Source organism: Stenotrophomonas geniculata ATCC 19374 = JCM 13324 (assembly GCF_001431625.1).
In the GTDB taxonomy this organism is placed as follows: domain Bacteria; phylum Pseudomonadota; class Gammaproteobacteria; order Xanthomonadales; family Xanthomonadaceae; genus Stenotrophomonas; species Stenotrophomonas geniculata.
Genome location: NZ_LLXT01000123.1, coordinates 1 through 5,148 on the forward strand (window position 1 = coordinate 1; position 5,148 = coordinate 5,148).

At 66.3% G+C, this 5,148-nt stretch carries 5 protein-coding genes and 2 tRNA genes; 6 read left to right on the forward strand and 1 reads right to left on the reverse strand.

Annotated elements, in window-relative coordinates; genetic code table 11:
- Positions 1-243 precede the first annotated feature (243 nt).
- The 4 genes from ARC63_RS15280 to ARC63_RS15295 all read left to right on the forward strand — a co-directional run bounded on the left by ARC63_RS15280 (position 244) and on the right by ARC63_RS15295 (position 3,929).
- Complete coding sequence (locus ARC63_RS15280; RefSeq protein WP_049412684.1) at positions 244-1,248, forward strand: isocitrate dehydrogenase; 1,005 nt, start codon at positions 244-246, stop codon at positions 1,246-1,248.
- Between the two features lie 200 nt (positions 1,249-1,448).
- Positions 1,449-2,192 (forward strand): cysteine hydrolase family protein, encoded by a 744-nt coding sequence (locus ARC63_RS15285; RefSeq protein WP_057503722.1) that lies wholly within the window; start codon positions 1,449-1,451, stop codon positions 2,190-2,192.
- A gap of 53 nt (positions 2,193-2,245) precedes the next feature.
- Complete coding sequence (locus ARC63_RS15290) at positions 2,246-3,154, forward strand: LysR family transcriptional regulator (protein WP_057503723.1); 909 nt, start codon at positions 2,246-2,248, stop codon at positions 3,152-3,154.
- A gap of 25 nt (positions 3,155-3,179) precedes the next feature.
- Positions 3,180-3,929 (forward strand): sulfite exporter TauE/SafE family protein, encoded by a 750-nt coding sequence (locus tag ARC63_RS15295; RefSeq protein ID WP_049412689.1) that lies wholly within the window; start codon positions 3,180-3,182, stop codon positions 3,927-3,929.
- A gap of 60 nt (positions 3,930-3,989) precedes the next feature.
- On the opposite strand, the gene ARC63_RS15300 is transcribed toward ARC63_RS15295, so the two are convergent.
- On the reverse strand, positions 3,990-4,748 hold the full coding sequence (locus ARC63_RS15300; protein ID WP_019336559.1) for a Bax inhibitor-1/YccA family protein: 759 nt from the start codon (positions 4,746-4,748) through the stop codon (positions 3,990-3,992).
- Positions 4,749-4,928: 180 nt separating this feature from the next.
- Here ARC63_RS15300 and ARC63_RS15305 point away from each other — a divergent pair.
- Together ARC63_RS15305 and ARC63_RS15310 are read left to right on the forward strand one after the other, a co-directional pair.
- A tRNA-Pro gene (locus ARC63_RS15305) sits at positions 4,929-5,005 on the forward strand.
- 39 nt (positions 5,006-5,044) lie between these two features.
- Positions 5,045-5,121: transfer RNA gene (locus ARC63_RS15310), tRNA-Arg, on the forward strand.
- Positions 5,122-5,148 lie beyond the last annotated feature (27 nt).

Below are 5,148 nucleotides of genomic sequence, written 5' to 3' on the forward strand. Positions count from 1 at the left end.
GCGCCGGGGCATTTCCCGCAATCCAACAGTCCAGGAGCCCCCTTGTTGTTCAAGGGGGCGCGCCGACAGGCGCGGGGATAAGGTGGAATGCGCGGGCAATTCTGCCTGAGCCGGGCACTGGGACCATGGTCTATTTGGGACCTCGGCCCCGGCTCAGGCATAATTGCCGGTGAAACTTCCTTTGCGCCGGCGTTTCCGGGCACGTCCGGACGGCGTTTTTCCCCCTGTTCGGAACATCGATCAATGACGCAGAAAATTACGGTCATCCGCGGCGACGGCATTGGCCCGGAAATCATGGACGCCACCCTGTTCGTGCTCGACCAGCTCAAGACTGGCCTGGAGTACGAAGACGCCGACGCCGGCCTGGTGGCCCTGGAAAAGCACGGCGACCTGATGCCGGCGGTGACCCTGGAGTCGATCGCGCGCAACAAGGTCGCGCTGAAGAGCCCGCTGACCACCCCGGTCGGTGGTGGTTTCACCTCGATCAACGTCAGCCTGCGCCGTCACTTCGACCTGTACGCCAACGTGCGTCCGGCCCACACCTTCCCGAACACCAAGTCGCGTTTCGACAACGTCGACCTGATCACCGTTCGTGAGAACACCGAAGGTGCGTACCTGGCCGAAGGCCAGGAAGTGTCGGCCGACGGCGAGACCGCCTTCTCCGGCACCCGCATCACCCGCAAGGGCTCCGAGCGCATCGTGCGCTACGCCTTCGAGCTGGCCAAGAGCACCGGCCGCAAGAAGGTCACCGCCGTGCACAAGGCCAACATCATCAAGTCGACCTCGGGCCTGTTCCTGAATGTCGCCCGTGAAGTGGCCGCGCAGTATCCGGACATCGAATTCCAGGAAATGATCGTCGACAACTGCTGCATGCAGCTGGTGATGCGTCCGGAACAGTTCGACGTGATCGTCACCACCAACCTGTTCGGCGACATCATCTCCGACCTGTGTGCCGGCCTCGTCGGCGGCCTGGGCCTGGCCCCGGGTGCCAACATCGGCAAGGACGCGGCGATCTTCGAAGCCGTGCACGGCACCGCGCCGGACATCGCCGGCCAGGGCAAGGCCAATCCGTGTGCGCTGCTGCTGGCAGCCGCGCAGATGCTGGACCACGTCGGCCAGCCGGAAAACGCCGCGCGCCTGCGCAAGGCCATTGTGGCGACCATGGAAGCCAAGGACTCGCTGACCGGCGACCTGGGCGGCACCGGCACCACCATGAGCTTCGCCAAGGCCATCGCCAGCCGCCTGTAAGCGGCCGGTCGGCCTCGGTTGGATCCCAGCGGGGCGCCTTCGGGCGCCCCGTTGCGTTTTCCGGTAGATCCACGCCATGCGTGGATGACGGAATGATCGGTTGTGCGGGTTTCGCACAGGTCATGTGCCCCGGCACGGCTGGTTCGTGCGCCAATCGCTCCGCATCCTGTGCCCCACACCCACCGCACAGGAACCCTCCCATGAACCTCACCGCCTTCGGCCTGGCCAGCCTGATCGGCATGGCCGCCACCGCCCCGGTCGCTGCCGCCGAACCGTCCCATCCCACCATCCGCCACATGGCCGGCGCGCCGGTCGCGGCCTCGCTGGATGCAGCGAAGACCGCCGTGCTGGTGATCGACTTCCAGAACGAATACTTCGATGCCAGCGCCGCGCCCGGCTTTGCTGGTGGCCGCATGGTCATTCCCGATGGCGTGGCCGCACTGCGCCAGGCCAGGCGGGTGGTCGAGTTCGCCGATACTCACGGCATCCGCGTGATCCACGTGCAGCATGTGTTGCCGGCCGGTGCACCGCTGTTCGCGCAGGGCAGCGTCAATGCCGCCTTCCATCGCGACCTGCAGCCGCGCAAGGGTGAGATCGTGGTGCAGAAGGACAATGTCAGCGTGTTCGCTGGCAACTCGGCCGCGATGCTCGACACGGTGCTGAAGGATGCCGGCATCGACACCCTGATCGTCACCGGCCTGCAGACCCATGCCTGTGTGGCCGGTGCTGCGCGCGACGCGGCGGCGGCACCGCGCGGCTACCGGGTGATCGTATCGTCCGATGCCAGCGCCAGCCGCGACCTGGACCTGGCCAGTGGCCAGCGCATCGATCATCGCGCGCTGCATGACGCCTCGCTGGCGCAGATCGAAGACGCCTTCGGTGATGTCATGAACACCGACGCGATCCTGGCGCTGCCGGTGCGCAAGGCCGGCGACGGCGCTTGATAAGCTGGTGGGGCCCGCATGCCATGGGCCCCGTCACCTGGAGTCGCTCGCCGATGGATCACTTCGCCGCCCTGCGTGCGCTGCGCGCCATCGTCGACGCAGGCAGCTTCACCGCTGCGGCTGAACGCCTGGGCACGACCCACTCGGCGATGTCACGGCAACTGCGGCAGCTGGAAGATCACCTGCAGGTTCGCCTGCTCGATCGCAACAGTCGGCGGCTGTCGTTGACCGAAGCCGGGCGCGACTATCACCGGGAGGCCGGCGTGCTGCTCGATCGCCTGCAGGAAGCGGACGACCGCGCGCGCGCCGGGCAGGCGCAGCCCAGTGGCGCCGTACGCATCAGCGTGCCGCAGGTGGTCGCCAGCCAGGAGCTGCCCCAGTGGCTGCCGTCGTTCCTGCAGCGCTACCCGCAGGTCTCGCTGGACCTGTCGGCCGATGATCAACTGGTCGACGTGGTGGGGGGCGGTTTCGACCTGGCTCTTCGCATCGCGGCCTCGCTGCCGGACAGCCAGCTGGTCGCGCGCGAACTGGCCAGCTGCCCGCGCATCCTGGTTGCTGCGCCGGCCTATCTGGCACGTCGTGGTCTGCCGCGACAGGCTGCAGATCTCGAACAACATACGCTGCTGGGATTCAGTCCCACGCCGTCAATGCCGCCCTGGCAGCTGCAGGGGCCGCGCGGTGCCAGCGTGAGCATCGAGGCCGGCCAGCGCCTGCGCGTGGATGCCACGCCCGCGCTGTATGCCGCGGCGTTGGCCGGAATGGGCATCAGCCTGTTCACCGCACTGACCGTACAGGAGGACCTGCGCGCCGGTCGTCTGATCCGCGTGTTGCCGGCCTGGCATGCCGGGCAGCGCCGCTACTTCGCGCTGTATCCGCATGCACGTGCGCTGGCGCCGAAAGTGCGTGCGCTGGTCGAGCACCTCGCGGCGCACTACGCTGCACAGGTGGGCGCGGCAGGATAGTCGCGCGGCTGCAACCGAGGTGGTGATGGAGTCGGTGTATCTGCTGGTCGCGCTGGGCGCGATCGTCGCCGGATTCGTGCAGGGCCTGTCCGGCTTCGCCTTTGGCATGGTGGCGATGTCGTTCTGGGCATGGGGACTGGAGCCGCGGCTGGCGGCGACGCTGTCGGTGTTTGGTGCGCTGGTCGGTCAGCTGGTGGCTGTGTTCACTGTGCGCCGTGGCTTCAACCTGCGCCTGTTGCTGCCCTTCGTCTTGGGCGGGCTGGCCGGCATTCCGCTGGGCGTGATGGTGCTGCCGCAGCTGGACATGGACTGGTTCAAGGCGCTGCTGGGCGGCTTCCTGGCGCTGTGGTGCCCGGTCATGCTGATGGCGCGCTCGTTGCCTCCGGTGCGCGTCGGCGGCCGTATCGGTGATGCGATCGCTGGCATGGCCGGTGGCGTGCTCAGTGGCATTGGCGGCTTTGCCGGGCCGGTGCCGACGTTGTGGAGCACCCTGCGAGGCTTCGGCAAGGACGAACAGCGCGCGGTCATCCAGAACTTCAACCTGGCGATGCTGGCGGTGACCATGGCCACCTATGTCGGCAGCGGCCTGGTCAGCCGGCAGATGCTGCCGTATTTCGCCATCGTGGCACCGGCCATGCTGGTGCCGACCCTGCTGGGTGCAAGGGTCTACATCGGCATCAGCGAGGCGCGCTTCCGGCAGCTCGTGCTGGGCCTGCTGACCGCGTCAGGCATCGCGTTGCTGGCATCGTCGCTGCCGGTGCTGCTGGCGCGCTGAGGGAGGAACGACAAAGGGCGCCACGAAGGGCGCCCTTTGTCGTCTATTGCATGTTGCGGCTCAGCGCTGCTGGATTTTCGACAGCAGGCGCAGGAATTCAACGTACAGCCAGACCAGGGTCACCATCAGGCCGAATGCGCCATACCACTCCATGTACTTCGGTGCACGCTGGGCGACACCGGTCTCGATGAAGTCGAAGTCCAGCACCAGATTCAGCGCGGCCACGACCACCACGAACAGGCTGAAGGCGATGCCCAGCCAGCTGGAGTCATGGATCACCGGCACGTTGATGTTGAAGAAGCCGAGCACGAACGATGCCAGGTAGAGCAGGGCGATGCCGCCAGTGGCCGCGACCACGCCCATCTTGAAGTTCTCGGTGGCCTTGATCAGGCCGCTGCGGTACGCGAACAGCAGCGCGAACAGAGTGCCGAAGGTCAGCAGCACGGCCTGGAACACGATGCCCGGGAATTTGGCGTTGAACACGGCCGAGATGGCGCCGAGGAACAGGCCTTCCACCAGCGCGTACATCGGCGCGGTGACCGGCGACCATTCCTTCTTGAAAACGGTGATCAGCGCCAGCACCAGGCCGCCGATGGCGCCGCCCATGGCATACAGCCTGGCACCGGGCAAAACCTGACCGTAGTCGTCGATGGTCTGGTTCCAGGCGAAAGCGGCCGTCAGCACGGTCAACAGCAGCAGGAAACCGGTCTTGTTGACGGTGCCGTTGAGGGTCATTGCCTGGTCGGGGCTGGTCACCACCGAGCCGCTGGCGAGGTCGAGGAAGGTGGACTCGGAAAGAGCCGGGTTGCCGCTGCGCATGCGCGTTCTCCGTGCGAATGAGGGTCTGGACGGCCATCCGGCCGATGGGCGTGAGCATAGCCGATGACTGCTTTCGGCGTTGTGGCAGGCGCCGGATCTGCACATCCTGCGTTGACAGTTCCCAATGCGCTTGGCGACAATGACCAGCTCCCCGGGCATGGCCCGAGGGGATTGCAAGACCGGGGTATAGCGCAGTCTGGTAGCGCGCCTGCTTTGGGAGCAGGATGTCGGGGGTTCGAATCCCTCTACCCCGACCAATCCCACATCACGTCGGATTGGACACCGTTCCGGTTCGGGCGCCCGTAGCTCAACTGGATAGAGCACCGGCCTTCTAAGCCGGCGGTTACAGGTTCGATTCCTGTCGGGCGCGCCAATAAAAACAAATAGTTAGGCGTCGTTT